Below are 24,507 nucleotides of genomic sequence, written 5' to 3'. Positions count from 1 at the left end.
CGCCTCTATTTCTTGCGCTGCATCCACGCGGCCCCGAGGCCACTCAGGCAGATGATGGCAATGCCCAGCAAGCTCGCACTGTCGGGCACCTGCCCATAAATCAGCAGCCCCAGCAACCCGGCAAACACGATCTGGCAGTAGCTGAACGGCGCCAGCAGCGCTGGCGCTGCATGGCGGAAGGCCTGGGTCAGCAGCAGGTGCGCGCTCATGCCGAAACCGCCCAGGGCCAGCATCAGCAATGCATGGTCCCAACGCGGCACTTCCCAGAAGAACGGCACCAGCGCACTCATCACCAGGGTGTTGCACAGCCCGGCGTAGAAGTTGCTGGTGGTCGGGCTGTCGTAGGCCGCCAGGATACGCGTGAGCAGCTGATAGAAGCAGAAACCCAGCGCCGAACCGAACGGATAGAGGATCGCCGGGGTGAACATCGCGCCACCGGGGTGCACCACCACCAGCACACCGATGAAGCCCAGCACCACCGCCACCCACTGCCCAGGCGTCACCCGCTCCTTGAGCAAGGGCGCCGACAGCGCGGTGACCAGCACCGGGGCAAGGAAGTTGACCGAGGTCGCCTCGGCCAGCGGCAGGTATTGCAGGCCGGTGGTGAACAGCAGGCTGGTACTCAGCAGGCTCAGCGCCCGCAAGGTCTGCAGCACCGGACGGCGGGTGCGCAGCACATTCAGGCCCGACTTGGGCAGGAAGATCCCGGCCATCAGCAGCGTGTGCACCACGTAGCGGGCCCACACCACCATGACGATCGGGTACAGCCCACCGAGGAACTTGGACAAGGCATCGTGACTGGCGAACAGGAACGTCGCCACCACCACCAGGGCGATGCCGCGCAGGGGTTGGTTGACTCCGGACAGCGGTGTGCTGGAACTCATGGCGTTCTCGACGGCGGCGTGGCTGCATGCTGCGCCAGGGGAAGGTGCGACAGCACGGATTCTAGAAGAGATACGACAACTTAAGGAAGTTCAATTCCAGGCTTTACCTGGGACGTTCGCCATTCCGTTCGCTTATCGACCACTTTCTACACCCGCTGCATGGTCTGTGCCTGGCAAAGCGCGCACCATCGATGACGGACCCTCGACCTCGAACAAGGAGTTTTCATGCAACGGCTCACCACCCGCAACGGCCTCGACCTGCCCTGCATCGGCCTGGGCACCTGGCCAATGACCGGCGACGCCTGCACCCGCGCCGTGCACCAGGCGCTGGAGTTGGGTTACCGGCACATCGACACCGCCACTGCCTACGCCAACGAAGCCGCTGTCGGCCAGGCCCTGCGCGACAGCAGCGTGCCGCGTGAGCAGATCCACCTGACCACCAAAGTCTGGTGGGACCGCCTTGAGCCCAAGGCCATGCGCCAATCGCTGGAAGACAGCCTGCGGGCGCTGGGCACCGAGCAGGTCGACCTGTTCCACATCCACTGGCCCGCCAAGGACTGGGACCTGGCCCGTAGCATCGAAACCCTGGTGGCATTGCGCGACGAGGGCAAGGCGCGCAGCATCGGCGTGGCCAACTTCCCGCTCGGCCTGCTGCGCCGTGTGGTCGAGGAACTGGGCGCGCCACTGTCGGCGATCCAGGTCGAATACCACGTACTGCTCGACCAGCAACCACTGCTCGACTACGCCCGCCAGCATGACTTGGTGCTGACCGCCTACACCCCGCTGGCCCGTGGCCGCGCGGCGGAGCAGGCGGTGATCCGCGAGATTGCGCGCAAGCATGGCGTACTGCCGAGCCAGGTGGCGTTGAAGTGGTTGCTGGACCAGAACGGGGTGGCGGTGATTCCCAAGGCCAGCAGCCGGGACAACCAGCTGGCCAACCTGGCGGCACTGGAGGTGCGGCTGGATGATGCCGACCGCGCGCTGATTGCCGGGTTGCCGAAGGGGCAGCGGGTGGTCAGCCCGGAGTTTGCACCCGACTGGAACAGCTGAGTCCTGCCAGGGCCTCTTCGCGGGCACGCCCGCTCCCACAGGGTTCACCGCAGGCTTGAAGACTTGTGCAGAACCTGTGGGAGCGGGTTTACCCGCGAATGGGCCCTTGATCAGTTACACCGAAACCTGCTTCAAGCGCTCGCTGGCCGGCGCCGGCCGCCCGTACAGATAGCCCTGGAAGTGCGAGCACCCTTCCGCCCGCAGCCGCTGCATCTGCTCCTCCGACTCCACCCCTTCGGCCGTGGTCTTGATCATCAGGCTGTTGGACAGCTCGGTAATCGCGCGGATGATCGACATCGCCTCGCGGCTGTCGCACATGTCATGCACAAACGACTTGTCGATCTTGATCCGGTCGAACGGGAACGAACGCAGATAGCCCAGCGACGAATAGCCCGTACCAAAGTCATCCAGCGAGATCGACACGCCCAGGTCCTTCAGCGCCCGCAAGGTACGCACGTTTTCTTCGCTGTTGCCGAGCAGCACCGACTCGGTGATCTCCAGCTCCAGGCGCTGCGGTGCCAGGCCCGAGTCGGCCAGGGCCAGGGCCACGCTGTGGACCAGGTTGGCATTCTTGAACTGTACCGGCGACAGGTTCACCGACACGGTCTGCTCGGTTCCCCAGCTGGCCGCCTCCTGGCACGCCAGGTTTAGCGCCCGGGCGCCGAGCTCGTGGATCAACCCGGTTTCCTCGGCGATGGGGATGAAGTCCATCGGCATGACCATGCCCCGGGTCGGGTGCTCCCAGCGCAACAGCGCCTCGTAGCCGGTCACGCTGTTGGTCTGCTGATCCACCACCGGCTGGTAATGCAGGTGCAGCTGCCCCAGGTGCAGCGCCGTGCGCAGGTCGGTTTCCACCAGGCGGCGCTGACGGGCGGCGACATCCAGTTCCAGGTGGAAACACTCGTAACGGTTACGGCCGTTGCGTTTGGCCTCATACAGCGCCATGTCGGCATAGCCGAGCAGTTGTTCGGCCTGGTCGTTGTCGTCGGGGGCGATGGCGATGCCGATGCTCAGACCCACCGAGAACTGATGACCCTCGATCTGGAATGGCGGGCAGATCGCCTCGATCAGGCGCCTGGCCGTGTTACAGGCGGCTTCACGACTGTCCAGATGGGTCAGCACCACGGCGAACTCGTCACCGCCCAAGCGGGCCAGGGTGTCGTGCTCGCGCAGTTCGCGGCGCAGGCGCTTGCCGAGCGCGCGCAACAGCTTGTCACCGAAGGCATGGCCGAGGGAGTCGTTGATGTTCTTGAAGTTGTCCAGGTCCAGGCACAGTGCGGCAGTGAGCTTCTCGTTGTCGTGACCGCGCACCAGGGCCTGCCTGAGGCGCTCATGGAACAAGGTGCGGTTGGGCAGCCCGGTAAGGGCGTCGTGGTGCGCCATATGGTGGATCTGCGCGTGGGCGGCCAGCTCTTCGGTGGCATCTTCGGCCACGAACAGCACGTAATCTGCCTGGCCCTCACACTGTTGGCTGAGCAGCACGCGGCTGCGCAGGGTGCGCGGGCCACAGGCGGTGTCGACCCGGGTTTCGGCGGCAAAGCCCTTGCTGCTGCGCGCCCCACGGCTGAGCTGGGTTTCCAGGTAGTCCGCGGCGGCCGGTGCCAGGCACTCTGCGGGCGTGTGGCCGATCATTGGCTTGGCGCCGCCACCGAACAGGCGCTCGGCCTGTTGGTTGGCGAGCAGGATGCGCTGGCTTTCCAGGTCCTGGACGATGACGCTGGCAGGGATGTTGGCAATTACCGAGTCAAGGAACTGCGACAGGTTGGCCATTTCCTGGCTGTACTGCTCGGCCAGTTCCTTGGCTTGCAGCAGCTCCAGCTCCTGCTGGCGGCGCTCGGAAATGTCGCGGGTGACCTTGGCGAAACCGACCAGCTGGCCGTGGTCGTCACGTACCGCCTCGATCACCACATGGGCGTGGAAGGCCGTGCCGTCCTTGCGCAGGCGCGAACCGATCTCTTCGAAACGGCCGCTGCTGCGGGCCTGTTCCAGGTTCTGCTCAGGCAGGCCGGCCGTGCGCTGGTCTTCACTGTAGAACAACGAGTAATGCTGGCCGACGATCTCCTCGGCGCGGTAGCCCTTGGCGCGCTGTGCGCCGGGGTTCCAGTTGGCGACAATACCGTCGGGGGTGAGCAGGTAGATGGCATAGTCCACCACGCTCTGGATCAACAGCCGGTACATGATGTCGGGGCTTGCGACTAACGACATGAAATTTACCTGAACCTGCGACGCGCACGAAAGGAACCCCGCGCCAGGGCGGCCGGGTCTTGTAAGGCAGTGCTGGCATTATGCCTTGCGAGTGGATTTTGTGAAGTGGATCACAGAATTTTGCTGCCGGTCAGTGAAAGACGGACGTCACCTGGTAGGTGAGCAGGTCAGCCTCGTCGGCGGGGAAGATCTGTTGCACAGGCCGTTGCAGGTCGGCTACCACGGCCTTGCAGAACGCCACCGCGATCGGATCCAGGGCGTAGCAACGCAGCAGCCAGTCGCCGGGGCTGGCGAGGAACTGGTTGGCCACGGCACGGCCGATGCCCTGGCGCCGATAGCGCTTGAGGATGAACAGGTCGGCCAGCTCCAGCGCGTCGAAACCGGGCAGTTCGCTGCGCTCTACAAGCACGAAGCCGGCGATGAAACCGTCCGCCAGCACCAGGCTGGCGCTCCAGCCTGGGGACTGCCAGTAGCGCTGCAGGTGCTCTTCGTGAATGTAGAAACGGCCGTCCACTTCGACATCTTCCTGCTCCCAGTCGGAGGACTCATAGGCATAGAACTGGTAGAGGTTACGGATCAGTTCGGCCTGGTCGGGGGTGGTGGGCAGCAGTTCGATGGGCAGCATGGCTGGGTGGGCTCGGGGAAAAGGCCATTCTAAGGCTTTTGTAGTGCCTGTACTGGCCCTTTCGCGGGTAAACCCGCTCCCACAGGTTCTGCACAAGCCTTGAAGACTGTGGTGAACCCTGTGGGAGCGGGTTTACCCGCGAAGAGGCCGCCACAGGCTTATGCAATAGCCGCCACAGCCTCGATCTCCACCAGCATGCCATCCAGCGCCAGGCGCGGCACCGGTATCAGCGTACAGGTGGGCTTCATGTGCCCTCCCCAGGCGCGATCCGCCTCAGCCACCAACTGCGCCAGGCGTTGCTCGCTGTGATCGACAATCAGCAACGTCAGCTTGAACACTTGTGCCAATTCCGCTCCTTTCGAAGCCAGCGCAATCTGCAGATTGGCCAACGCCTGGCGGGCCTGCCGTGCAAATTCGGGCGAAAGCTGGCCATCGGCATCCTCCCCGCCCTGCCCGGCGATAAACAGCAGGCGGCTGCCGCTGGCGACCTCGGCGACGTGGGAATAGGCATTGGCGCTGGGGTCGTACAGGCCTTGCGGGTTGGACAATTGAAATGCGCGGGTCATGGGACGCTCCTTCGTATGAATGAGCGTCTGAGTCTGTGGGCTCGAGTTAGGTAGAGGTCAAGCTGTTGTAGGAGATTTCTTTATCGCCGCGCAGAACCTCAACGACGTGTATGTAGGACTGCGCCGCACAGTTCGCTAGATTGCAGTTCCCGGCACGGAGGCCAGCACTGCGGCGTAGCGCCGCTTCACTGAAGGAAAAGCCATGAGCAAGCCCTATGCGTTCCAACTCGCCTACACCATCAGCCCGGTGAACAATGATCATGAAGGTGACGCCGCAATAGCGCGAACCCACCTGCGCGAAGAGATGGGCTGGAAGACCTCCGGCAAAGTCGAAACGACGCTGCACGGTGAGGTTGTCCTGTCACCGGGTACGCCTGACGAAAAGCGCAAAGAAGCCAGCAAGGCGATTCGTACCCGCATCCGTGACGCGTTCAAGGCACTGGAGGTAGAGGACACGGTCAGCTTCGCCGGCAGCCTGATGGTCAGCGGCCTGGACCCGGCCATCAAAATCGGCATCACGCCCGACTGACGCCACCGGTATCAGGCGCCATGCGCCTGATACCGCCGCCGTCATTTCTCCTCCAGCACCGCCCTGCCCTTCACTGCCCGCGGCCCACGCCAGGCCCAGAACAGCAGCCCCGGGAACGGTGCATAGACCACGAACACAACCCACAGCATCTTGCGCTCTGCGCGCCGATCGCTGCCGATGATGTGCCAGATGGCAAAGATCTCGAGCAGGATGACCAAGGCCGCGACAATGATCCAGATCGTTCCGATTTCCATGAGCACTCTCCCGTTGGCATGTACTGGGTTGGGTTGCTGCCAGCGCTGAGGGTTCAGTCGGATTTGCTGCGAACGCCCAGTCCCGGCACCCCGTCCAGGGCCGCCTTGAGCGCCACGGCATCGGCAAAGGCCTGCTCGCTCACCAGCACCCCATCCTTCAAGCGCAGCCATGAAACCTGCCCCGCCTGCCCCGGATAGCGACTGGCAATACGGCCTTCGCGGTCGAGCAACACCCGGTAGCTGTAATCACGCATCGCCGGAATGGCGAACAGCTTGCTGATCAGCGCCGGCATGCGGTGAATATCGGCGACGAACACCGCATCGCGCGCCTCCAGGTAGCCCTTGGGCGCGTCGGCCAAAGCGGCCTTGACCAGCTTGGCACCCTCCATGTCGCGGGCCACCAGCAGTATGTGAGTGTCGGGTTTCAGGCTGTAAGGCTGATCGTACTGGTCAAGCAGCGTCCAGGGTGCCAACCGCTCGCCTGGCTCCAGGGCATGGGCCAGCAACGGCAGCAGACCGAACAGTAACGCAATGGCATATTTCATCGAAGTTCTCCAGAACAGAGGTGCCAGCATATTCCACTTGCCTCAACACGACCTGCACCACGACACGCGCGCGCCGGCGATTGTCTTTCCCGCACGCTGCCGCCACACTCTGCTGGCCAGCCAGGAAGCGGAGTCCAGAGTGCCCACCCCACGTCAGTTCAGCAAGAAGACCAGCACCAGCAACATGCTGCGGCTCAAGGCCAGCGCCGGTAGCCCCGAGGCCCCTTATCGCGTCGACTTCATCCTGCTCGAGCACTTTTCGATGGCCAGCTTCACCGTGGCCATGGACGTGCTGGTCACCGCCAACCTGCTGCGTGCCGACAGCTTTCGCTTCACCCCGCTGTCACTCAAGGGTGACCGGGTGCTCAGCGACCTGGGCCTGGAACTGGTGGCCAGCGAATTGTCCTCCAGCGACCTCAAGGCACTCGACCTGCTGATCGTCTGCAGCGGCCTGCGCACGCCGCTGAAATACCCCGAACTGGACCGCCTGCTGGAAGAATGCGCCGCCCACGGCATGGCCCTGGGCGGGCTGTGGAATGGCGCCTGGTTCCTCGGCCGCGCTGGTGTGCTCGATGATTACGGTTGCAGCATCCACCCCGAACAGCGCGCCAGCCTGTCCGAGCGCAGCCCGCAAACCCGCATCACCCCAGCCAGTTTCACCCTCGACCGCGACCGCCTCAGCGCCGCCAGCCCCAACGGCGCCATGGAGCTGATGCTCGGCCTGGTGCGCCGCCTGTACGGCGACGGCTTGGCCGAAGGGGTGGAAGAAATCCTGTCGTTCTCCGGCGCCCGCTACCGCCAGGTCGGCCCTGGGGCGAAGAAGTCGATGAGCTTGCACCTGCGCACCATTGTCGAGCTCATGGAGAACAACCTCGAGGAGACCCTGAGCCTGGACCAGCTGGCCGCCTACAGCGGTCGCTCGCGTCGGCAGATCGACCGCCTGTTCCAGGCCCAGCTCGGCACCTCGCCGCGGCGCTATTACATGGAACTGCGCATCACCAAAAGCCGCCGCCTGCTGCAGTACTCCGACCTGTCGGTGATGGAGGTGGCAGTGGCCTGCGGCTTCGTCTCGGTATCGCACTTCAGCAAATGCTACGCCGCCTACTTCGGCTACCCGCCGTCACGCGAGCAACGGCTGGGCGAGTGAGCGGATTCAGGCGCGGATGTAGCTGAGCACCACGTCGCAGATCATCTGCCGGTGGCGTTGCTTGACCTGCTCGTCGGCCAGGTCGATCTGGAAGATGTCACCGAAGGTGTGGCGGTTGGACACCCGGTAGAAGCAGAACGAACTCATCAGCATGTGCAGGTCGATGACCTCGATGCCTTCGCGGAACACGCCCTCTTTCACGCCACGCGCCAGGGTGCTGCCCAATGCCTGCAGCACCAGGCTGCTCATTTCGCGAATGGCCGGGGACTTCTTGACGTACTCGCCGTAATGGATGTTCTCGGTGCAGACCATGCGCACGAAATCGACGTTGCGGTCGTGGTGGTCGAAGGTGAACTCGGACAGCCGGCGAATCGCCTGCTCGGCCGGCAGCGACTCCAGGTCCAGGCTCTGCTCGGTCTTGCGGATGTCGCCGTACAGCTTGACCAGGCACTCGACGTACAGCTGCTCCTTGCTGCCGAAGTAGTAGTAGATCATGCGCTTGGAAGTGGCCGTGCGCTCGGCGATGGCATCCACGCGCGCGCCGGCCAGGCCCTGCTGGACGAACTCGTTGATGGCAGCCTGGAGGATGTCCTCGCGGGTTTTCTCGGGGTTGTTCTTGCGCGGTTGGCGCGTAGCCGAGGGTTCAGGCGGGCTGAGGGGGGCTACGGGGTCGGTCATGGGGGCTCACGGGGGTGATTATTGGAATTGGAGAGGGATTATCCGTGAGTGGGGGGATGCAGGGAAGCGGGCTGTTGGTCGAAGGGTCGCAGGTAGCAGGTGTGTGGCCTCTGGGGTATGCAATACCTTGTCGATGGCATCCATGCGCACGTACTGTTGAGCGGCAAGCATGAGGTTCTCCAACCCGCCGTTGCGTCGTTGGAACTAAGCCACAGTCGCTGCCCCCTAACCCTGTGCGATAAGCCCAATGTCATTCACAGGAAGGTTTGATCAATGAAACGTGAACAGATCGAAGGTGTTGCAGAAAAGGTCGCCGGCAAGGCGCAGAGCGCAGCCGGCAAGTGGCTGGAAGATCCGGCCCTGGAAGCGGAGGGAAATGCGCGCCAGGCATCGGGTCAGCTCACCAAGAGCTATGGCGATGCACTGGATAACGTTTCCACATTTGTAAGGGAGAAGCCGCTGACAGCGCTGGCTGTGGCAGCAGGGCTCGCGCTGGTTGTCAGTCGACTGTTGCGGCGCTGAATTGGCGCGCAAAGCGTTCGCCCATCATAGCGGGGCTTGCAGCGCCCATGAGACCGAGCACCGTCCGGCGGCTCGGGCTCATGGGCGCTGGCAGGCGCGGCCGGGCTGCCGTTTCGCTGAACGGCGGCAGCGTTCGGAACAGTAGCGCACCTGGTCCCAGCATCGCGCCCAACGCTTGCGCCAGCTGAACGGCAGGCCACAGGCGGGACATACCTTGCTCGGCAACGGCTTGCGCATACCCACGTGTCACGCAGTACTTGCCGGTCGATGGCCGGCACTGGACGATGGGCAGGGTTTGAGTACCACGGGCGGTGCACCGGGAGGGATTTCCATACAAGAGTAGTATTTTGTATAGATTTTTGAGGTTATTTCTGAAGCCTCCACTGCCCCTGGGGGTCATCACCCAGCCATGTGGCTGCGCTTTCGCAAAGAGAACTGAGTTCGCAAGCGGTCCGCATACGCTGTGGGAGCGGCTTTAGCCGCGAAGAATCCAACGCGGTGCATGACACCGGCTGCGCCGGTGTTCGTAGCTGAAGCCGCTGCCACATTCGCGGGCAAGCCCGCTCCACAGGATGGGGATCAGGCAAGCTCTATCACAACACCGGCTTGCGCGCCGCCCCGCTACGCCGCTTGGCCATCGCCGCCAGGCGCACCGCGACGTTCGCCGCGCCATACCCGGCATAGCCCCCCTTGCGCTGGATGATCTCGAAGAAGAATCGCTCCTCGAACGGCTCGGTATACACGTGGAACAGCTCGCCGCCCTGGGCATCACGGTCGTACAGAACGTTGTAGTACGCCAGTTCGCTGAGGAACTCGTCGTTGAAATCGAACCGCGCCGCGAGGTCGTCGTAGTAGTTCAACGGGATTTCCAGCAACGGCACCCCCGACTCCTTGGCCCGTGCCACTTCGGCGAAGATGTCCGCGCAGTCGAAGGCGATGTGGTGCACACCCGAACCGCGGTAACTGGACAGCGCATGGGCGATGGCGGTGTTGCGGTTCTCCGAGATGTTCAGCGGCAAACGCAGGCTGCCGCACTGGCTGCGCAAGGCGCGGCTCTTGACCAGGCCATACGGGTCGGGCAGCACCACTTCGTCGTCGGCAGCAAAGTCGAACAGGCTCTTGTAGAACAGCACCCAGCTGTCCAGCGACTCGGCCGGCAGCGCCAGGGCCATGTGGTCGATGCGCTGCAAACCGCCAGTGACAGTGGCGGCCGGGTCCAGGCGGAAGTCGGTGTCGTATAGCGACGGCCCTTCCTTGCCCTGCTCCACCAGGTAGATCAGGCTGCCGTCCGGCGCACGCACGGCTGGCACTTCGCATTCGTTGGGGCCGACCAGGCCACGGAATGGCTGGCCGCGGAAGTCGGTAGCGCGTTGCAGCGCGGCGTGCTCATCCTTCACCCGCAGGGCGGTGGCGCACAGCGACGGGCCGTGGGCCTCGAAGAAGTTGTGGCCAAACGAGTACGGCTCGGCGTTGAGCACGATGTTGATGTCGTTCTGGCGCAGCAGGCGCACCTCCTTGCTGCGGTGCTTGCCGGCTTCGGCAAAGCCCAGGCGCTTGAGCCAACTGCCCAGGCGCGCGCCGACGGCTTCGTCGACGGCAAACTCGAGGAACTCCACTCCGTCGTAGGCGCTGGCAGCCGGCGGGGTGAACAGCACGCCCGGCTCGAGAGTGGTGCCTTGCTGTTCCAGGCGCAGGCGGGTCTGCTCTTCGAGGTACAGCAGCGAGCGCAGGCCGTCGGCGGCATTCTGCCGTGGCGGTGCTGCACGGAAGCCATCGTTGAAGATTTCCAGCGACAGCGGGCCGCGGTAGCCGGTGGCCAGGATCGGCGCGAGGAAGCCGGCCAGGTCCATTTCACCCTGGCCCGGGAAGTTGCGGAAGTGGCGGCTCCACTCCAGCACGTCCATGTTCAGGATCGGCGCGTCGGCCATCTGCACGAAGAAGATCTTGTCGCCCGGGATGTCGCGGATCGCCGCCGGGTCACCTTTGAGCGACAGCGTGTGGAAGCTGTCGAGGATCACCCCCAGCGCCGGGTGGTCGGCCTGGCGCACCAGGTTCCACACTTGCTGGTAGGTATTGACGTGGCGGCCCCAGGCCAGGGCTTCGTAGCCGATCCGCAGGCCGCGCTTGCCGGCGTGCTCGGCGAGCAGGCGCAGGTCGTCCACCAGGATCTGTTCATCGCCAAGGGCATCCGCCTGGACGTTGCTGCACACCAGCACCAGGTCGGTGCCCAGCTCCTGCATCAGGTCGAACTTGCGCTCAGCGCGGTCGATGTTCTTCTGCAGGCGGTCGCGGCGGCAGCCTTCGAAGTCGCGAAATGGCTGGAACAGGGTGATGGCAATGCCGAGATCGGCGCACATCTGCCGCACTTCGCGCGGGCTGCCGGCGTAGTACAGCAGGTCGTTCTCGAAGATCTCGACGCCGTCGAAACCGGCGGCGGCGATGGCTTCGAGCTTTTCCGGCAGGGTGCCGCTCAAGGACACGGTGGCTATCGAACGCTGCATGAGGGAGTTCCTTGTTATTGGACGGACGACGAGCCGAGAACCCGTTGGGGTTTCTGGCACTGTTGATTATTCGCAGGTAAAGTCGGGCGGGCAATCTGTTTGTACGAAATGGTTAGTTTTGCGTTCGATTACCGCACAAAACCTATTTTGGCGAATTGATTCACTGCCGACCCTAAGCAAACATGGACCCAGACGCAGGCCCACCGACCGCCCTCTTCTGCCCTGAGGGTCGTCTGGCAGAACCTGCGCAGACAAGCCCAACGTCACAACATAATAAGTTCAATAAACCGGGTACCGACCTATGCACACCTCCATCGCCTTGCGATCCGCACCTGCTCGTTCGTATATCCTCTGCAGACACCGCCTGCGGTCAATCGCGCTATAACCGCCCTACTCCCGAAAAGCGATCGCACCCCTCTGGCCGCCCCTGAGCGACGCCAGCCGTGCGGCGACCTACAAGAACAACGGAGACAACGATGGCTCACTCAAGCTCTCAAGCCAAGAAAGCGACCGCCAGTGGATGGATTGGCTCGGCACTCGAATACTACGATTTCTTCATCTATGCCCAGGCAGCGGCGCTGATCTTCCCGCAGATCTTCTTCCCCAACACCGACCCGAAAATGGCCATCATCGCCTCGTTGGCCACCTACGGTGTGGGTTACCTGGCACGCCCTGTCGGTGCGTTCGTGCTCGGTCACTGGGGTGACACCCGCGGGCGCAAGAACGTGCTGCTGCTGTGCATGTTCCTGATGGGCCTGTCGACCATGGCCGTCGGCCTGCTGCCGACCTACCACGACATCGGCCTGCTGGCCCCGGCCTTGCTGGTGGTGCTGCGCCTGGTCCAGGGCTTTGCCGTGGCCGGGGAAATCTCCGGAGCCAGCTCGATGATCATGGAGCACGCTCCGTTCGGCCGACGCGGCTACTACGCCAGCTTCACCTTGCAGGGCGTGCAGGCCGGCCAGGTATTGGCGGCGGCGGTGTTCCTGCCGCTGGCCTACTTCATGCCGAGTGAGGCCTTCAACGACTGGGGCTGGCGCATTCCGTTCCTGTTGAGCGCCGTCGTCCTGATCGCGGGCTTCATCATCCGCCGGGAAGTGCACGAAACCCCGGCGTTCGTGAAGGAAGAGAAGCAGGACAAGGTGGCCAAATCGCCGATCAGCGAAGCCTTCCGACACAGCTGGAAGCACATGGTGCTGGTGATGTTCATGGCGCTGATGAACGTGATCCCGGTGGTTGCCACCATCTTCGGCGCCGCCTATGCGGTGCAGCCGGCCTACGGCATCGGCTTCGACAAAAGCGTGTACCTGTGGATCCCGGTGGTGGGCAACATCGTCGCGGTGCTGGTGATTCCGTTCGTGGGCAACCTGTCCGACAAGATCGGCCGCCGCCCGACCATGATCGCCGGCTGCCTGGGCTCTGGCCTGCTGGCCTTCGTCTACCTGTATGCGATCAGCATCCAGAACGTGCCACTGGCCTTTGCCACCTCGATCGTGATGTGGGGCATGGTCTACCAGGGCTACAACGCGGTGTTTCCAAGCTTCTACCCGGAGCTGTTCCACACCCGCTACCGCGTTTCGGCCATGGCCATCGCGCAGAACATCGGCACCATGCTCACCGCCATGCTGCCGGCGCTGTTCGCCCTGGTGGCGCCACCGGGTTCGGACAACATCCCGCTGGTGATCGGTGGCCTGGCCTTCTTCATTACCTGCGTGTGTGCACTGGCGGCCTACATTGCGCCGGAGACTCACCGTCTGGCGATGGAAGACCTGGGCAATCCGCTTGCCAAGCCGATGGAGAAAGAAGCTTTCGAGGCCAGCCGCAAGGGTAGCTTTCAGGCGGTGAGCCACTGAGAGATTGCAGGGGGCCGCTTTGCGGCCCTTTCGCGACACAAGGCCGCTCCTGCAAGGCAATCGCGAATCCCTGTAGGAGCGGCCTTGTGTCGCGAAAGGACCGCAAAGCGGTCCCAGGATTTCAGCCTTCAACCACCTCTTGCAGGTGACGCCAAAGCTTCTCGACATGCTCCCGCTCGGTCGGCAGTGCCCCCACCGAAACCCGCACCATCCACCGCCCTTCCAGCGTCGCCGGCGTCACATACGCCACCCCGGACGCGTTCAGCCGCTCAGCCCACGCCCTGGTATGGGTATCCAGCGCCTCCCCTTCCAGCCCCGCCGGCCGATGGCGAATGCACAAGGTCTGCAGTTGCACCGGTGCCAGCACTTCCCACTCCACCGCCGCTGCAACCTGCTCCGCCAGCCAGCGGGCATTCTCAAGGTCACGGCGCAAGCGCTGTTGCAAGGCCTCCACGCCTTCGCTGCGCAACATGAACCACAGTTTCAAGGCACGGAAGCGACGGCCCAGCGGGATCCCCCAGTCACGCAGGTTCTTCACCTCGCCATCCACCGCCGACTGCAAGTAGCTCGGGTTGGTGCTCATCACCCGGATCAGGTGCTGAGGATCACGCACGTAGTAGATCGAGCAATCGAATGCCACACCCAGCCATTTGTGCGCGTTGACCACTACGGAGTCGGCCAGCTCGATGCCATCCCACATCCAGCGGCATTCCGGGAGGATCATCGCCGAACCGGCCATGGCCGAGTCGACATGCAGCCACAGCCCGTTGGCCTGGGCGATTTCGCCGATCGGGCGCAGCGGGTCGAGGGCGGTGGTGGTGGTGGTGCCGGTAGTGGCGACCACCGCACAGGGCTGGTTGCCAGCGGCCAGGTCTTGCTCGATGGCAGCCTGCAGCGCCTGTGGGCGCATGGCGAATTTCTCGTCGGTCGCGATCAGGCGGATGTTGGCGCGGCCGAAGCCGGCCAGCAGTGCAGCCTTGTCCACCGAGCTGTGAGCATGGGCACTGACATACACGATCAATGGCTTGGCCTCGGCCTGCAGGCCGCCGCGGACCAGCGCGTAGTCGGTGGCACGCTCACGGGCGCTGATCAGCGCCACCAGGGTACTGGTGGACGCAGTGTCCTGGATCACCCCGCTCCACTGGGCCGACAGGCCGAGCAACTGACGCAGCCAGTCGAGGGTGGTTTCTTCGAGCTCGCTCAGCGCCGGGCTGGACTGCCACGACAGGCCGAGCACACCAAGGCCGGTACTGAGGAAGTCGCCAAGCACCGACGACAGGGTGCCGTTGGAGGGGAAATAACCGTAGAAGTCTGGGTGCTGCCAGTGCGACAGGCCGGGCATGACCAGTTGGTTGACGTCGTCGAGGATCGTCTCGAACGACTCGCCCTGCTGTGGCGCGGCCTGTGGCAGCTGCGCCTTGAGGTAGCCGGGCTCGACCTGGGCCATGACCGGGCGTTCGCCGACGGATTGGCGGTAGTCGGCGATCAGGTCGATCAGCTGGTGGCCGTACTGGCGGAATTGTTCTGGGGTCACGCGCGGGCTCTCCTGTGGGTGATCAGTCGCCTGCACTGGCCTCTTCGCGGGCTCGCCCGCTCCCACAAGGATTCACAGCCTTCAAGACTTGTGCTGTTCCTGTGGGAGCGGGCGTGCCCGCGAAGAGGCCAGTGCAGGCTATACAATGCCCCCAGTCTAGGCGCCTAGGCCTGCGCGAATAACCCCGCTTCGCGCATACCTGCTATGGCAATTGCGCAACCCCGCCCTGCACCCCGAACTGTGACTGGCGCCACAGCTCGAACACCCGGTTGCGCAACCAGCGGTGTTCGGCCGAGGCCTGCAAGCGCTGATGCCACACCACCCAATAGCGCTGGGTATGCTCGACAAACCCTAACGGCCGCCAGGCCAGCCCATGCAGGCGGCACAGCTGCCGGGCGATGTGCTCGGGCACCGTGGCCAGCGCCTGGCTGTTGCCGATCACCTGCACGGTCGCCGAGAAGAACGGTACTTCCAGGCTGATGCGCCGCTGCAAACCCTGAGCGCGCAAGTGGCGGTCGATAAAGCTGTCCTTGTCGCCGCCACCGGAAATGCGCACGTGCTTGCAGGCCAGGTAATCGTCCTGGCCAAGCACGTCCAGCGCGGCCAGCGGGTGGTCCTGGCGCATCAGGCACACTGCGCGGTCTTCGCCGAGCAGGCGACCGTGCAGGTTGGGCGGCGACTCGTCGAACAAGGTGGTGGCCAGGTCGATCTCGCCGCTGGCAAGCAAGGCGTATTGCCCGGCCTGCCAGGTGCGGTAGTCGATGGACACGCCAGGGGCTTCATGCTCCAAGGCAGCCACCAGCAGCGGCAGCATGTGCTCGGCTACGTAGTCGGAAGCGGCCAGGCAGAAGCGCCGCTCGCAGCGGGCCGGGTCGAAGGTGGCGGGTTGGCGCAGGGCCTGGAGTTCTTCGAGCACCTGGCGCAGGGGCTCGACCAGGGCTTCGGCGTATTGGCTGAGCACATAACCACGGCCCTGGCGCACCAGCAAGGGGTCGTCGAAGGCTTCGCGCAGGTGGGCCAGCTGGCGGCTCAAGGCCGATTGGCTGACGCCCAGGCGATCGGCGGCGTGGCTGAGGTTCTTCAGCTGCAGGAGGCAGTCGAGGGTGCGCAGGTGGGCGAGGCTGAGGGAGGCGAAGGTGGGGTTCATGCAGTTGCCCTTCTGTTGGTTTTGCCGGCCCATTCGCGGGCAAGCCCGCTCCCACAGGGACCTCACAATGCCAAGGCTTGTGATACTCCTGTGGGAGCGGGCTTGCCCGCGAATGGGCCGCAAAGCGGCCCCAGCTTTAGGCGGTAAGGCCTACATATACGTTCTGCACGTCATCGTTCTCGTCGATCGCCTCGAGGAACGCTTCAACCTCGGCCAGCGCTTCAGCACTCAGGCTGGCCGCGCTCACCGGGTTCTTCGGGGTATAACCGATCTTCGCCGAGGTAACGGTGAAGCCATGCTCAGGCAGGGCCTTCTGTACCGCATCCAGGTCGGTGGTGTCGGTGATGAACAAGGTTGACCCCTCTTCTTCACCTTCCTCAAAGTCTTGGGCACCGGCTTCGATGGCGGCCATTTCCGGGTCGGCATCGCCTTCCGGGGTGGCTTCGATCAGGCCGACGTGGTTGAAGTCCCAGGTCACCGAGCCGCTGGCGCCGAGCTGGCCCTTGCGGAACAGCACGCGGATCTGCGCCACGGTGCGGTTGACGTTGTCGGTCAGGCACTCGACGATCAGTGGCACCTGGTGCGGGGCGAAGCCTTCATAGCTGACGGCATGGTACTGCACGGCATCGCCGTCCAGGCCAGCGCCTTTCTTGATGGCACGCTCCAGGGTCTCACGGGTCATCGAGGCCTTCTTGGCCTGGGCGATGGCCAGGCGCAGGCGCGGGTTCATGTCCGGGTCGGCGCCGGACTTGGCCGCGATCTGGATTTCCTTGGCCAGCTTGCCCATGATCTTGCCCTTGGCATTGGCAGCTGTTTCTCTATGTTTGGCTTTCCACTGTGCGCCCATGTCGACTCTCTTTGTTCCAGCGGCCGGTTCAGGAAGCGACCGGCCAAAAGTGGGTGCAGTTTATACGCCCTCGGGCAGTGGATCGACAAGTAATCTCACGCTTCGTCGGCCTTGCGCGCTGCCCTTCAGGTCCGCAGTGGCTTGATCGCCATGCTGGTGTTGGGCACCACGTCGTTGGCCGCGGCGGTGCCGGCCGGGCGGCTGTTCCAGTGTGGCAGCAGCACCAGGGCCGAGAACAACGCGCAGCCGGCAAACACGATGAACACCGTGACGCTGTCGAAGTAGCCCGGCAGCAGGCCGCCGAGCACTGCACCCACCGAGCCGCAACCGTTGACGAAACCTGCTGCCGTGGCGCCGGCCTTGGCCGTGCCGAAGTCGATGGCCGCCGCGCCGCTGATCATCGAGTCGGGCCCGTACAGGGTCAGGCCCATGACGAACAGCAAGGCCACCACCATCGCGATACTGCCGCTGTGCATGGCTGCCATGAACGCTGCCAGGGTCACTGTCAGCAGCACCAGGCTGATCACGCAGGCCGGCATGCGCCGGGCGCCAAACAACTTGTCCGAAGCCAGGCCGATGATGATCGGGCCCAACAGCCCCGCCAGTTCGAAGGCAGTGGGGATGATCGCCGCGCCGACCTTGCCTACCGACGGCATCTGCTCGAAGACGATCACCGGCCCCCACAGCAGGATGGCGTAGCGCGCAGGCTTGAGCAGGAAGTACGCCAGGCCCAGGGTCAGCACCGTGCGGTTGCGCAGGATTTCGCGCAGCGGCGCCCACACGCTGCACAGGTTACCGGCCGGGGCCATGCTCTGCGGCTCGGGTTCGACCGCAGCAAGGCCGACGTCCTCCGGCTTGTTGCGCTGCAGGAAGAAGAACAGCACGGCCACCCCGGCTACCACCGCGGCGCTCGAGAAGAACGCCGCATGCCAGGTGCCGACCAGGGTATAGGCCCACCAGCCGGCGAACGGCGAAGCGACCAGGCCGCCGAAGGCGTAGCACGAACTCCACAGCCCCAGCACCCGGCCGCGCTGCGAAGCCGGGAAGAAGCTGCCGATGTTCTTGCACAGCCCGGCCCAGCCGGTGGATTGCGCCAGCCCCTGGACCAGCATGCACGTGGCGAAGACCGGGAAGGTCGCGAAGCTGCCCATCACCACGGCCGCCGCCGCCGAGATCAGCAGGCCACCGAGCACCACCACGCGCGGGCCGAAACGGTCGGCGAGCATGCCCCAGGTGAACTGGCCCACGGCATAGGCGGCCAGGTAGATTGCGTCGAGGTTGGCCATGGCGGCCTTGTCGAGCATGAACGTCGGGTCTTCACCGATGCCGAGCTTGGCCACCGAGAAAGCCTTGCGGGTGAAGTAGAAGGCGGCGTAGGCCAGCCAGGTGATCGCGAAAATCTGGATGCGCCAGCGTTTCAACGCAGCGAGTGCTTGATTCATTGATTCTGACCTCTTGCTCAAGTGTGCCGGCAGATTGTTAAAAAACGCCTGTCTTGTTGTTGTGTTGCGCACTGCATGACGAAGGCTCGTCATTTGGTCAGATGGCACCGATGTGCGGGCCATGCCCCGGCCATTGCTTGTGGCGTTGGCCTCGGGTTGAAACGTATGGAAACAGTTGCTGACTGATAAAGAAAATCGATTTATCGTATTTCACACATAAGCCCAGCTTGTTACTGGAGGCGGTATGTCGGTGTCTCACGCTCAACTCAAGGCCTTCCATGCAGTGGCCGTGCACGGCAGCTTTACCCGCGCCGCGCAAAAGCTGTTTCTGACCCAGCCGGCGGTGTCCGACCAGGTGCGCAAGCTCGAAGAGCGTTTCGGTGTGCTGCTGTTTCACCGCAACAAGCGCTCGGTGCAACTGACCGACCTGGGCGAGCGCCTGCTGGGCATCAGCCAGCGCCTGTTCGCCTGCGAGGCCGAGGCGCACGACCTGCTGCAGGACTCCCGCGCCCTGCACACCGGCAGCCTGGTGCTGGCAGTGGATGCGCCCGTGCACGTGCTGCCGCAGATCGCACGCTTTTGCCAGCGCTACCCGGGCATCCAGGTCAAGATCGAGACCGGCAACACCGATGAATCACTGGCCAGGCTGTTCAGCTACCAGGCCGACCTGGCGCTGCTCGGGCGCGATGTCGATGACGAGCGGCTTTACTGCGTGCCGCTGCGCCGCGACCCGATGGTGGCGTTCGTCTCGCACAACCACCCGTGGGCCAGCCGCGGCTCGATCACCCTGGCCGACCTTGACGACACACCGTTGGTGTTGCGCGAGCCGGGGTCGGTCACGCGGCAGACGCTGGAAGAGGAAATGCAGCGCGCAGGCTTGCGGATTCGCCCGGCGATCCAGGTGGAAGGCCGCGAAGCGGCGCGCGAGGCGGTGGTGGTGGGGATTGGCGTAGGGGTGGTGTCGGCGGCCGAGTTCGGCGCGGATGCGCGGGTGTGTGCGCTGCCGATTGTCGATTGCCAGCGGCACCTGACCGAGACCCTGGTGTGCCTGAGCGAACAGCGATCGCGGCGGGTGGTGGCCACCTTCCTGCAGATGGTTCAGGAGGAGTTGTAGCGTCTGTACCGGCCTCTTCGCGGCTAAAGCCGCTCCCACAGGTACCCCACCGCTTGCGAAATCTGTGCAACACCTGTGGGAGCGGCTTTAGCCGCGAAGAGGCCATCACAGGCAATACAACCATGCTGGGAATACCTCATTTCCAGGCCCACCCACCATCCTTTTCCGCCTGCTGGTCCTGTTCGGCGGCCTCCCACAGGTATCCCACCGCTTGCGAAATCTGTGTAAAAAACCTGTGGGAGCGGCTTTAGCCGCGAAGAGGCCATCACAGGCAATACAACTATGCTGGGAATACCTCATTCCCTGGCCCACCCACCATGCTTTTCCGCCTGGCCGCCGACGCCCTGGTCCTGCTGCACTTGGCCTTCATCCTGCTGGTGCTGTTCGGCGGCCTGCTGGTGCTCAGGTGGCGCCCCGCCCTGCTCCTGCACCTCCCCGCCCTGGCCTGGGGCCTGGCGGTGGAAGGCCTGCACCTGCAATGCCCGCTCACCGACTGGGAAAACCGCATGCGTCTGGCGGCCGGTGACGCGGGTTATCACGGCGGCTTCGTCGAACACTACATCTGGCCGCTGATCTACCCCGCCGGCCTGACCCCGCAGATCCAGCTGCTGCTGGGCGGCGTCGTGCTGGTGCTGAACCTGGCCATCTACGCCTGCGTCATCTGCCGCTGGCGTCGCCCTTAGCGGGTAGCGACGACAAACAGCCGCGGAAACGGCAGCAACACCTTGCCGTCGGTGGCTGGCGGGTAGTCATGCTGCATGGCCTGCAGGTACATCTGCAGGAAGCTCGCCTGTTCCTGTTCGTCCAGCTTGGCCAGATAAGGCCGCAGCGCCGATCCCTTGAACCATTCCACCACCGCTTCGGCGCCGCCGGTCAACGGGTGGTGATAGGTGGTGCGCCACACGTCCACCCGCGTGCACAGCGGGCTGAGCAGGTCGTAGTAGAACGCCGCGTTGTGCCGCGGTGGCAACTGGAAGTCAGCGAATTTCTCCGCCCACGGGCCCTCGCTGGCAATCTTGCGCAATTGCCGGTGAGCGGGCTCGTCGAGGTTGTCCGGGGTCTGCACCGCCAGGCTGCCGCCCTCGCTCAGCTGGCGCACCAGGTGCGGGTACAGCGAGCCATGGTCAGGCACCCATTGCAGCGAGGCATTGGCCAGGATCAGGTCTTGCGGCTCGGGGGCGGACCAGTCGCTGATATCGGCAATTTCGCAGCGTACCCGTGGAATGTGCAGGCGCTTGCGCTCGCGGGCCTTGTCGATCATGTCCTTGTCGCTGTCCAGTGCCGTTACCTGGGCGTCGGGGCAGCGCTGCAGCAGCACTTCGGTCGAGTTGCCGGGGCCACAGCCCAGGTCGGTGGCATGGCGTACCGGCCGCGGCGGCACGGCGGCCAGCAGGTCACGCACGGCGCGGGTGCGTTCGTCTTCGAAGAGGGAATACTGGGTGGCGGACCAGGCCATGGGCGGCTCCTTTTGGCGGACGATGCAATGAGCATACGCCATGTACCGAAGTGCATGCGCCTGAACTGTCGGTCTATGCTTGAAGTCATTTCCTTTATGCGCATGCCCATGAAGCTATCCATGGCCTTGGCCATTCTGGCGCTGATCGCCGCCGCCGCCCTGCTCGGTTCCCCCTGGATGAACCAGCGCTTTCACATGCCCGCGGACAAACACCAGGCCCAGCAACGCGAAACGGCCGGGTCCCCAAGGGAGCCGGCCGTTTCCAAGAGCAAGTGACGCTTAGTGCTGCTTGCCAGTACGGATCTGGTGCACCACGCCCATCGCCACCACGACAGCCGCGGCGATGCCGGTGGAAATCACCAGGATCTGATAATCAGGCATGAAGGCCATGGTCACCAATGCGGCGATGATGAAGCCGATCACCAGGTAGGTCAGCCACGGGAACAGCCACATCTGCAGGCGTACTTCCTTGCCTTCGGCGATCAGCTTGCGGCGCATGCGCAGCTGCGAGAAGGCGATCACCAGGTACACCAGCAGGGCAATCATGCCGGTGGTGTTCATCAGGGTTTCCAGCACGTCTTTCGGGCGCAGGGTCTCGCTGAAGTTGATCAGCGCGCAGACCACGGCCACGGCGCAGGAGCCGATGATCGCGTACACCGGTACACCCGTGCCGGCACGGGTGATCTTGAAGAATGACGGCGCGTCGCCACGCTGGGCCAGCGAGAACAGCATGCGCGAAGCGGTGTAGTGGCCAGAGATCAGGCAGCTGCTCACCGAGGTCAGCACCACGAAGTTCATCAGCAGTTCGGCGTGCGGCACGCCCAGCAGCTCCAAGGTACGGCGGTAGGCGCCATAGCCGGAAACGCCCAGTTGCGGGTCGTTCCACGGCACCAGGCAGACGATCAGGAAGATCGAGCCGACGTAGAACAGGCACACACGCCATACCACCGAGTTGGTGGCCTTGACGATCTGGGTAGCCGGGTCCTTGGCTTCGGAAGCGGCGATGGTGACGATTTCAGCGCCAAGGAAGGCGAACATCACCCCGAGCAAGGCTCCAATGACCGTGGTGATGCCGTTGGGCATGAAGCCTTCGGCGGTCAGGTGGGTCATGCCACGCACTTCACCGAACTGCCAGATGTTCATCACCGCGGCGGTGCACACCACCAGGAAGCAAACGATCGCCACCACCTTGATCAGCGCGAACCAGAATTCGAACTCACCGTAGTGCTTGACGTTGAAGAAGTTGACGGTGATCAGCAGCAGGGTCGTGGCCAGCACGAAGACGTTGACGCTGACGTCGGGGAAGAAACCGTGCAGGATCTTGCCCGCCACATAGGCTTCCCAGGCCATCAGGATGACCCAGTACCACCAGTACAGCCAGCCGATGGTGAAACCGGCCCAGCGGCCGATCGCGCGGTCGGCGTAGGTGGAGAACGAGCCGGTGTCCGGCGAGGAAGTCGCCATTTCACCCAGCATGCGCATGATCAGGACAACCAGGATGCCGCCGGCCAGATAGGCCAGCACTGCGGCCGGGCCGGCGCTGTGGATCACGCTGCCGGAGCCGACGAACAAGGCGCCGCCGATAACCCCGGCGATCGACATCATCGTCAGGTGGCGCGACTTGAGCGAGGCACTGAGCTTGCTCTCGTGCCCGCTTTTCGCGGTGGTGGTTGTGGATGTTGCGTCCATCAGTTGTGTACCCCGTGCTTCTTTTTATCCAAGGAAAACTGTGAAACCCCGATGGCTCTCGGTTTCACCTGTACATCAGTGCTAATGCGGGCAGGATGGTGTGCGCTAACACACGCAGGCCTTCCGTGGCGGCCTGCTGACGCGCCCCAGGGTTGGCACCTGAGGCGAACTGAACATGCTTTATGTGGCGATATCTGACACCTAATGTAAAAATGTCCGACGTAGAGAGCCATGCACAGTGGCATGAATCTCGCACTGCACTGTACAGGCCGCCAATGCAATACACCCGCTGGCGCTTGGCGTTACGCACTCCTGAAGGCCCCGAATGTTCGAATTACACCCAGACTCTTCCACGCCGCTGGTCAACCAGATCATCGACGGCCTGCGCGAGCTGATCGATAACCAGACCCTCAAGCCCGGCACCAAGGTCCCCTCGATCCGCGCCTTTGCCGCGAGCTATTCGGTGAGCACCTTTACCGTGGTCGAGGCCTACGACCGCCTGGTTGCCCAGGGGCTGCTGGTGAGCAAGGGCAATGCGGGGTTCTTCGTCAATCGTGCGGCGAACGAGCTGCTGGAAAGCCAAAACAGCGAAGCCGAGACCGGCCGCCCGACCTTCAACTCCGAGTGGTACCTGCAGCAGATCTTCGAGATTCGCCAACTGCCGTTCAAACCCGGCTGCGGCTGGCTACCTAATGACTGGATGTACGAAGAAGGCCTGCGCCGCGGCCTGCGCCAGGTCGCTGGCAGCCCGCTGGAATTGTCGGGCTACGGCGACCCGATGGGCTTGCCGGAGCTGCGTGCGCTGACCGCGCAGAACCTGCAACAGGAGCTGTCGATCGTCTGCAACCCGGCGCAGCTGATGCTGACCCACGGTGCCAGCCAGGCGCTGGACCTTGCCGTGCGCACCCTGGTGCGCCCCGGTGACGTGGTGCTGGTGGACGACCCCGGCTATCCCAACCTGATGAGTATCCTGCGGACCCAGGGCGCGACCTTGATCGGCGTGCCACGCACGCCCAACGGTTACGACCTCAATCACCTCGAACAATTGCTGGCGCACCATCGCCCTACCGCGTTCTTCACCCAGCCGCACCTGCACAGCCCGACCTGTTCACGCACCCCGCTGGCGCAGTTGCACCGCTTGCTGCAACTGGCCAGCCAGCACGGTTTCCGCCTGGTGGAGAACAACCTGTACGCCGACATGGTCGCCGAGCCACAGCCGTGCCTGGCCAGCCTCGACCATCTGCAGCAGGTGGTGTACGTGGGCAGTTACTCGAAAAGCATCTCGCCCAACGTGCGGGTCGGCTACCTGCTGGCCAACCCGGAGCTGTCGCAGAAACTGCTGCACCTGAAGATGCGCTCGGGACTGACCACTTCGCAGGTGATGGAGCGGGTGGTGTATGCGGCGATCATCGACGGACGCTGGCGCAAGCACCTCAAGCGCCTGCGCCAGCGCTTGGCCGAGGCGCATCAGGAAGTGGGCCGGCATCTGCATCGACTGGGCTTTGAACTGTTCACCGAGTCGGATGAAGGGATGTACATCTGGACCCGCCACCCGGCGATTCCGGACAGTGCGGCGTTGCTCGATGATGCCTTGGAGAAAGGCATCATGCTCGGGCCTGGGCAGTTGTTCATGGTCGATGCCAAGGCCACCGGGTGGATGCGCTTCAATGTGGCGTTCAGCACCGACCCGGCGATGTGGGAGTTGCTGGAGAAGGTGCTGGTGAAGCATGTGCGGCGGGGTGGGATTTAGGGGTTTTTGGGGGGCCGGGGTGTTCGCCCTCGGTGTTCGCCACAACATCTTCAGCGCCTATAAGATCGAGCGCCGCCCGCGCGGCGCATCGCGGGCAAGCCCGCTCCCACATCTGTTTCGGGCCAGTTATTCCTGTGCCGCCAACAGGATCCGCCTTGTTGGCATAGCGATA

The 24,507-nt window shown here is 63.9% G+C and carries 24 protein-coding genes; 9 read left to right on the top strand and 15 right to left on the bottom strand.

Features of this window, described 5'->3' with window-relative positions; translation table 11 throughout:
* Positions 1-5: 5 nt before the first annotated feature.
* A complete protein-coding gene (locus ACTORR_RS26380) occupies positions 6-884 on the bottom strand; it encodes a DMT family transporter (protein ID WP_054887286.1) in 879 nt (292 codons plus the stop codon).
* Positions 885-1,109: 225 nt separating this feature from the next.
* Here ACTORR_RS26380 and ACTORR_RS26375 point away from each other — a divergent pair, with 225 nt between their 5' ends.
* Complete coding sequence (locus ACTORR_RS26375; RefSeq protein ID WP_054887287.1) at positions 1,110-1,934, top strand: aldo/keto reductase; 825 nt, start codon at positions 1,110-1,112, stop codon at positions 1,932-1,934.
* A gap of 114 nt (positions 1,935-2,048) precedes the next feature.
* Here the strand turns inward: ACTORR_RS26375 and ACTORR_RS26370 are convergent, their stop codons facing one another.
* The 3 genes from ACTORR_RS26370 to ACTORR_RS26360 all read right to left on the bottom strand — a co-directional run bounded on the left by ACTORR_RS26370 (position 2,049) and on the right by ACTORR_RS26360 (position 5,330).
* Entirely contained in the window at positions 2,049-4,139 is a 2,091-nt protein-coding gene (locus ACTORR_RS26370) for a sensor domain-containing protein (RefSeq protein WP_313365153.1), read from the bottom strand.
* Positions 4,140-4,269: 130 nt separating this feature from the next.
* Complete coding sequence (locus tag ACTORR_RS26365) at positions 4,270-4,764, bottom strand: GNAT family N-acetyltransferase (RefSeq protein WP_441344073.1); 495 nt, start codon at positions 4,762-4,764, stop codon at positions 4,270-4,272.
* A gap of 158 nt (positions 4,765-4,922) precedes the next feature.
* Complete coding sequence (locus ACTORR_RS26360; RefSeq protein ID WP_313364982.1) at positions 4,923-5,330, bottom strand: RidA family protein; 408 nt, start codon at positions 5,328-5,330, stop codon at positions 4,923-4,925.
* A 202-nt stretch (positions 5,331-5,532) separates the two neighbouring features.
* Between ACTORR_RS26360 and ACTORR_RS26355 the strand changes: the two genes are divergently transcribed.
* Positions 5,533-5,859: a hypothetical protein gene (locus ACTORR_RS26355; RefSeq protein WP_054887291.1), complete on the top strand. Its 327-nt coding sequence runs from the start codon at positions 5,533-5,535 to the stop codon at positions 5,857-5,859.
* Positions 5,860-5,900: 41 nt separating this feature from the next.
* Here the strand turns inward: ACTORR_RS26355 and ACTORR_RS26350 are convergent, their stop codons facing one another.
* Positions 5,901-6,113, bottom strand: coding sequence for a PLDc N-terminal domain-containing protein (locus tag ACTORR_RS26350; RefSeq protein ID WP_054887292.1), 213 nt, complete (start codon positions 6,111-6,113; stop codon positions 5,901-5,903).
* Between the two features lie 53 nt (positions 6,114-6,166).
* Positions 6,167-6,658, bottom strand: coding sequence for an FAD/FMN-containing dehydrogenase (locus ACTORR_RS26345; RefSeq protein WP_313364984.1), 492 nt, complete (start codon positions 6,656-6,658; stop codon positions 6,167-6,169).
* 139 nt (positions 6,659-6,797) lie between these two features.
* Between ACTORR_RS26345 and ACTORR_RS26340 the strand changes: the two genes are divergently transcribed.
* Complete coding sequence (locus tag ACTORR_RS26340) at positions 6,798-7,805, top strand: GlxA family transcriptional regulator (RefSeq protein WP_313364985.1); 1,008 nt, start codon at positions 6,798-6,800, stop codon at positions 7,803-7,805.
* A gap of 6 nt (positions 7,806-7,811) precedes the next feature.
* On the opposite strand, the gene ACTORR_RS26335 is transcribed toward ACTORR_RS26340, so the two are convergent.
* On the bottom strand, positions 7,812-8,483 hold the full coding sequence (locus ACTORR_RS26335; protein WP_054887295.1) for a TetR/AcrR family transcriptional regulator: 672 nt from the start codon (positions 8,481-8,483) through the stop codon (positions 7,812-7,814).
* Between the two features lie 273 nt (positions 8,484-8,756).
* Between ACTORR_RS26335 and ACTORR_RS26330 the strand changes: the two genes are divergently transcribed.
* A complete protein-coding gene (locus ACTORR_RS26330; RefSeq protein WP_054887296.1) occupies positions 8,757-9,005 on the top strand; it encodes a CsbD family protein in 249 nt (82 codons plus the stop codon).
* A 78-nt stretch (positions 9,006-9,083) separates the two neighbouring features.
* On the opposite strand, the gene ACTORR_RS26325 is transcribed toward ACTORR_RS26330, so the two are convergent.
* A complete protein-coding gene (locus tag ACTORR_RS26325; RefSeq protein ID WP_082433687.1) occupies positions 9,084-9,242 on the bottom strand; it encodes a DUF2256 domain-containing protein in 159 nt (52 codons plus the stop codon).
* A 356-nt stretch (positions 9,243-9,598) separates the two neighbouring features.
* Entirely contained in the window at positions 9,599-11,506 is a 1,908-nt protein-coding gene (quiC, locus tag ACTORR_RS26320; protein WP_054887297.1) for a 3-dehydroshikimate dehydratase QuiC, read from the bottom strand.
* Positions 11,507-11,982: 476 nt separating this feature from the next.
* Between quiC and ACTORR_RS26315 the strand changes: the two genes are divergently transcribed.
* Complete coding sequence (locus tag ACTORR_RS26315) at positions 11,983-13,356, top strand: MFS transporter (protein WP_099814570.1); 1,374 nt, start codon at positions 11,983-11,985, stop codon at positions 13,354-13,356.
* Positions 13,357-13,477: 121 nt separating this feature from the next.
* Here ACTORR_RS26315 and ACTORR_RS26310 read toward each other — a convergent pair whose 3' ends face one another.
* The 4 genes from ACTORR_RS26310 to ACTORR_RS26295 all read right to left on the bottom strand — a co-directional run bounded on the left by ACTORR_RS26310 (position 13,478) and on the right by ACTORR_RS26295 (position 18,326).
* A complete protein-coding gene (locus tag ACTORR_RS26310) occupies positions 13,478-14,890 on the bottom strand; it encodes a DOPA decarboxylase (RefSeq protein WP_441344072.1) in 1,413 nt (470 codons plus the stop codon).
* Positions 14,891-15,092: 202 nt separating this feature from the next.
* Positions 15,093-16,037 (bottom strand): LysR family transcriptional regulator, encoded by a 945-nt coding sequence (locus ACTORR_RS26305; RefSeq protein WP_313364987.1) that lies wholly within the window; start codon positions 16,035-16,037, stop codon positions 15,093-15,095.
* 136 nt (positions 16,038-16,173) lie between these two features.
* On the bottom strand, positions 16,174-16,884 hold the full coding sequence (locus ACTORR_RS26300; RefSeq protein ID WP_054883200.1) for a YebC/PmpR family DNA-binding transcriptional regulator: 711 nt from the start codon (positions 16,882-16,884) through the stop codon (positions 16,174-16,176).
* A 125-nt stretch (positions 16,885-17,009) separates the two neighbouring features.
* Positions 17,010-18,326: an MFS transporter gene (locus ACTORR_RS26295; protein WP_441344071.1), complete on the bottom strand. Its 1,317-nt coding sequence runs from the start codon at positions 18,324-18,326 to the stop codon at positions 17,010-17,012.
* A 244-nt stretch (positions 18,327-18,570) separates the two neighbouring features.
* Between ACTORR_RS26295 and ACTORR_RS26290 the strand changes: the two genes are divergently transcribed.
* On the top strand, positions 18,571-19,440 hold the full coding sequence (locus tag ACTORR_RS26290) for a LysR family transcriptional regulator (RefSeq protein ID WP_054883202.1): 870 nt from the start codon (positions 18,571-18,573) through the stop codon (positions 19,438-19,440).
* Between the two features lie 317 nt (positions 19,441-19,757).
* Positions 19,758-20,123, top strand: a complete 366-nt coding sequence (locus ACTORR_RS26285) for a DUF2784 domain-containing protein (RefSeq protein ID WP_099814567.1) — start codon at positions 19,758-19,760, stop codon at positions 20,121-20,123.
* Here ACTORR_RS26285 and tam read toward each other — a convergent pair.
* Positions 20,120-20,896, bottom strand: a complete 777-nt coding sequence (gene tam, locus ACTORR_RS26280; RefSeq protein WP_054883204.1) for a trans-aconitate 2-methyltransferase — start codon at positions 20,894-20,896, stop codon at positions 20,120-20,122. The genes ACTORR_RS26285 and tam overlap by 4 nt on opposite strands.
* Positions 20,897-20,992: 96 nt before the next feature.
* Between tam and ACTORR_RS26275 the strand changes: the two genes are divergently transcribed.
* Complete coding sequence (locus ACTORR_RS26275; protein WP_054883351.1) at positions 20,993-21,172, top strand: hypothetical protein; 180 nt, start codon at positions 20,993-20,995, stop codon at positions 21,170-21,172.
* Between the two features lie 3 nt (positions 21,173-21,175).
* On the opposite strand, the gene ACTORR_RS26270 is transcribed toward ACTORR_RS26275, so the two are convergent.
* Entirely contained in the window at positions 21,176-22,585 is a 1,410-nt protein-coding gene (locus ACTORR_RS26270) for an amino acid permease (protein WP_054883205.1), read from the bottom strand.
* Positions 22,586-22,910: 325 nt separating this feature from the next.
* On the opposite strand from ACTORR_RS26270, the gene ACTORR_RS26265 reads away from it, so the two are divergent.
* On the top strand, positions 22,911-24,335 hold the full coding sequence (locus tag ACTORR_RS26265) for an aminotransferase-like domain-containing protein (protein WP_186604397.1): 1,425 nt from the start codon (positions 22,911-22,913) through the stop codon (positions 24,333-24,335).
* Positions 24,336-24,507 lie beyond the last annotated feature (172 nt).

The sequence above is a fragment of the Pseudomonas sp. SAR267 genome (assembly GCF_052077595.1).
In the GTDB taxonomy this organism is placed as follows: domain Bacteria; phylum Pseudomonadota; class Gammaproteobacteria; order Pseudomonadales; family Pseudomonadaceae; genus Aquipseudomonas; species Aquipseudomonas vlassakiae.
This window is presented reverse-complemented; position numbering and strand designations above follow the sequence as displayed.

Coding starts and splice junctions, on each gene's coding strand:
- ACTORR_RS26360 (WP_313364982.1), bottom strand. CDS start 5,330: ATGACCCGCGCATTTCAATTGTCCAACCCGCAAGGCCTGTACGACCCC.
- ACTORR_RS26270 (WP_054883205.1), bottom strand. CDS start 22,585: ATGGACGCAACATCCACAACCACCACCGCGAAAAGCGGGCACGAGAGC.
- ACTORR_RS26325 (WP_082433687.1), bottom strand. CDS start 9,242: ATGCGCAAGCCGTTGCCGAGCAAGGTATGTCCCGCCTGTGGCCTGCCG.
- ACTORR_RS26275 (WP_054883351.1), top strand. CDS start 20,993: ATGCGCATGCCCATGAAGCTATCCATGGCCTTGGCCATTCTGGCGCTG.
- ACTORR_RS26355 (WP_054887291.1), top strand. CDS start 5,533: ATGAGCAAGCCCTATGCGTTCCAACTCGCCTACACCATCAGCCCGGTG.
- ACTORR_RS26290 (WP_054883202.1), top strand. CDS start 18,571: ATGTCGGTGTCTCACGCTCAACTCAAGGCCTTCCATGCAGTGGCCGTG.
- ACTORR_RS26300 (WP_054883200.1), bottom strand. CDS start 16,884: ATGGGCGCACAGTGGAAAGCCAAACATAGAGAAACAGCTGCCAATGCC.
- ACTORR_RS26375 (WP_054887287.1), top strand. CDS start 1,110: ATGCAACGGCTCACCACCCGCAACGGCCTCGACCTGCCCTGCATCGGC.
- ACTORR_RS26370 (WP_313365153.1), bottom strand. CDS start 4,139: ATGTCGTTAGTCGCAAGCCCCGACATCATGTACCGGCTGTTGATCCAG.
- ACTORR_RS26365 (WP_441344073.1), bottom strand. CDS start 4,764: ATGCTGCCCATCGAACTGCTGCCCACCACCCCCGACCAGGCCGAACTG.
- ACTORR_RS26380 (WP_054887286.1), bottom strand. CDS start 884: ATGAGTTCCAGCACACCGCTGTCCGGAGTCAACCAACCCCTGCGCGGC.
- ACTORR_RS26295 (WP_441344071.1), bottom strand. CDS start 18,326: ATGAATCAAGCACTCGCTGCGTTGAAACGCTGGCGCATCCAGATTTTC.
- ACTORR_RS26350 (WP_054887292.1), bottom strand. CDS start 6,113: ATGGAAATCGGAACGATCTGGATCATTGTCGCGGCCTTGGTCATCCTG.
- ACTORR_RS26345 (WP_313364984.1), bottom strand. CDS start 6,658: ATGAAATATGCCATTGCGTTACTGTTCGGTCTGCTGCCGTTGCTGGCC.
- quiC (WP_054887297.1), bottom strand. CDS start 11,506: ATGCAGCGTTCGATAGCCACCGTGTCCTTGAGCGGCACCCTGCCGGAA.
- ACTORR_RS26305 (WP_313364987.1), bottom strand. CDS start 16,037: ATGAACCCCACCTTCGCCTCCCTCAGCCTCGCCCACCTGCGCACCCTC.
- ACTORR_RS26265 (WP_186604397.1), top strand. CDS start 22,911: ATGTTCGAATTACACCCAGACTCTTCCACGCCGCTGGTCAACCAGATC.
- tam (WP_054883204.1), bottom strand. CDS start 20,896: ATGGCCTGGTCCGCCACCCAGTATTCCCTCTTCGAAGACGAACGCACC.
- ACTORR_RS26335 (WP_054887295.1), bottom strand. CDS start 8,483: ATGACCGACCCCGTAGCCCCCCTCAGCCCGCCTGAACCCTCGGCTACG.
- ACTORR_RS26330 (WP_054887296.1), top strand. CDS start 8,757: ATGAAACGTGAACAGATCGAAGGTGTTGCAGAAAAGGTCGCCGGCAAG.
- ACTORR_RS26315 (WP_099814570.1), top strand. CDS start 11,983: ATGGCTCACTCAAGCTCTCAAGCCAAGAAAGCGACCGCCAGTGGATGG.
- ACTORR_RS26285 (WP_099814567.1), top strand. CDS start 19,758: ATGCTTTTCCGCCTGGCCGCCGACGCCCTGGTCCTGCTGCACTTGGCC.